A 2,469-nucleotide genomic window follows, 5' to 3' on the forward strand; every position below is an offset into this window, starting at 1 on the left:
CCGGCGGGACCGCCGGCGCCTGCGGCGTCACCGGATCCTGCCGCGCCACCGGCGCCACGCGCGCCGCCCGCGCCCCCGGTGCCGCCCGCGCCTCCGGTGTCGCCCGGGGCGCCGCTAGCGCCGCCGCCGTGGCCCTCGGCCCCGTACGGTCCGGGGCCGGGGTATCCCTCGGGGCGCGGCGCACCGCCGGCCGGGTCCGGCGCGCTTCCGCGGCCCCCGCCGGGACGGCCCGCGCCGCCCGCGTCGCCGACGCCGGTGAACCCCGCGTCCGCCCCGTGCCCCGGTCCGCCGTGCCGTGCCGGCCCACCGGCGCCGCCGTACGGCCCTTGCCCGCCGGGCCCACGGGCGCCGCCGCCTCCGTACGGTCCGGGCTCGCCGCGCCCACCGGCCCCGGGTCCTCCGGAACCGCGTCCCGGCCCGGCTCCGTAGCCGGCCCCGGGTCCTCCGGAACCACGCCCCGAGCCGTCCCCGTAGCCCATCCCGGATGCTCCGGAACCGCGCTCCGGCCCGTCCCCGTACCCGGCGCCGGACCGGGTGCCGTAGCCGTCCGGTTGCCTTCCGTGGCCCGGGCCCGGCCCGGCGACCGGCAGCTCACCGGCCGCGCCCCTGCCGTCGGCCGTGCCGGTCCCGTCGCCCGTCTCGTCGTCCTGGGGCGGTACCGGGTCGTAGCCGCACAGGGCCTCCTCCGCCGCGCCGACGGCGAGGCCGGTCAGCATCACCCGGCCGTCGTCGCAGACGAGGACCGTGCGGGCGGTGATGTTGCGGTGCACCCAGCCGTGGCCGTGCAGCACGCGCAGCGCCATGAGTATGTCGGAGGCGACCTCGGCCGCCCGGTACGGCGTCAGCGGCTGCTCCGCCAGCAGGGCCGCCAGCGGCCGCGCGGCCACCAGCTCGCTGGCGATCCACAGCGAGCCGCCCTCGGCGAACACGTCGAAGACCTGGTCGAGCCGGGGGTGGTCGGGGATGCGGGCCGCGGCCTGGGCCGCCTCCACCGCCCGCCGCACCGCCGGGTCGGCGGGCCGCCGGGTGGCGGAACCGGTCCCGCGCGCGGCGGCGGCCGGACCCGTGCCGCGCGTCGGGTGGCCGGAGCGCCCCGGCGAGCGCCGGATCGCGCCGTCCCGGGGGGCGAAGCCGTCGGGCAGCCCGTCCGCGTCGAGCACCTCCGCCTCGACCACCTCGGGCAACGGCACCTGCCGCAGCAGGACTTCCTGACCGCTGTAGGTGTCGAAGGCCCGGGTCTCGGTGAGCTCGTACTCGTCGGACGGGGGCAGCGGCAGGCGGTAGCGGTCGGCGAGAACCCGGCCCGCATAGTCGTCCACGTTGCCTCCCCCGGCCGCACGGTCGGTCAATTCCGTTCGCTGTACGGCCCGTTCCCGCTGCTTACGGACCGCAACCACTCACGATACGTGCCGGAGGCAACTCGCAAAGAGAGGATGCCGGATCTCGTCGCCGTGAAAAGCGTGCGCCGGGGCCCGTGGGGAGGCGGCCCCGGTCGCCTCACTTGGCGGGCTGGAAGGTCTTCGTCAGCGTCTGCCAGGCGTCCCGGCGCAGGTCGTCGCCCCAGTCGTCGGCCTTGGCCGTGTACATCAGGGCGTAGCCGTGGTGGGGGTCGGTGACGAATCCGCGGTCCACCGTGCGGTACTTGGTGCCGCCGTCGGTGTAGGTGAACTCCCAGTCGGCCGCGTTCCAGCCGCGGTAGCCCACCTTCTCGATCCGGATGCGGTCGTAACCGGTGCGCTTCATGCCGGACTCCTGCCGCTTCCAGTCGGCCACCGGGTCGCTCTTGGGCGTGGAGGTCCAGGCGACCAGGAGCTTCTGCCCGTCCGGGCCGGTGAACCGGTCCCCCGCGTCGGCGACGTAGGCGAACTTCCAGCCCTCGGGCAGCCCGATGGAGTAGCCGCGCGGGCTCTTGTACGTCGTCACCGCGCCGTCGTCGCCGGCCGCGCCGGAGTCCTTGCCGGAGCCGGAGCCGGAGGCGGAGGCGTCGTCGCCCGTGCCGCTGTCGGCGCTGGGGTCCGTCGCGTCGGCCGCGCCGTTCGAACCGGCCGTCCCGGCCGTGCCCTTCCCGGAGTCGGTCTGCTTGCCGTCCGTGCTCTTGGCGCCGCCCGAGCCGCCCTTGGCGGTGCCGCTCGCGCTCGCCCCGGCCGAGGTGCCGGCCGCGCCGCTCTTGCCGCCCTTGGCGTCGCCGCCGTTGCTGAGGGCGATGCCGAGGACGACGCCGAGCACGGCGAGCGCCACCAGCACCGCGATGATCACCAGCGTCCGCCGGGGCACCACGTCGGTGAGCGGCGCCCTGGGCGCCGGCCGGGGCGTCAGGTCCAGGTCCGGCGGCGGCACCACGGGCCAGCCGGAGCCGCCGCGGCCGCTCCGCGCACCGCCGCCCTTGCCGTTCGGGGAGCCGTTCCCGCCGCTCGCGCCCGCGGCCGGGGCGCTGCCGGCGGGGGTCGCCGGGGCGGAGCCGGCCGCGCT

General features: G+C 78.0%; 1 protein-coding gene and 1 pseudogene. Both read right to left on the reverse strand.

From position 1 onward, the window contains the following. A partial coding sequence (locus ABEB07_RS13575; protein WP_345668555.1) for a protein kinase occupies positions 1-1,319 on the reverse strand: 1,319 nt, incomplete at its 3' end. A gap of 178 nt (positions 1,320-1,497) precedes the next feature. Continuing rightward, a pseudogene (locus ABEB07_RS13580) lies at positions 1,498-2,469 on the reverse strand (serine/threonine protein kinase); the annotation flags it as partial.

Source organism: Streptomyces similanensis (assembly GCF_039543625.1).
Taxonomy (GTDB): domain Bacteria; phylum Actinomycetota; class Actinomycetes; order Streptomycetales; family Streptomycetaceae; genus Streptomyces; species Streptomyces similanensis.